Genomic DNA, 304 nt, shown 5'->3' with positions numbered 1-304 from the left:
CTCTTTCAGCACGTAGCCGCCGCGGGCGATGTCCGCCAGCTGCTGCTCCGTACGCGCCTGCTGCGCCAGGTTCTGGCGGGAGAGAATCAGCGCGGTCGGGCCGTCGGCGCGCTCAACGCCGTACTTCCACGCCACCGCCGATTCCACCTGGTCGCACGGACGCCATGTGGAGACGTTCGGGGTCACGCGCAGGCTGGCAACCTGCTCCACCGGCTGGTGGGTCGGGCCGTCCTCGCCCAGACCGATGGAGTCGTGGGTGTAAACCAGCACCTGACGCTGCTTCATCAGCGCCGCCATCCGCACT

At 68.8% G+C, this 304-nt stretch carries 1 pseudogene; it reads right to left on the bottom strand.

Annotated elements, in window-relative coordinates:
* Window positions 1-304: pseudogene (locus ENTHG_RS00250) on the bottom strand (transketolase); the annotation flags it as partial.

Origin of the sequence: Phytobacter massiliensis JC163 (assembly GCF_000321045.1) — a bacterium.
GTDB classification, from domain to species: Bacteria; Pseudomonadota; Gammaproteobacteria; order Enterobacterales; family Enterobacteriaceae; genus Phytobacter_A; species Phytobacter_A massiliensis.
Note: the sequence above shows the minus strand (reverse complement) of the source record. Positions and strands in the feature narration are given on the sequence as shown.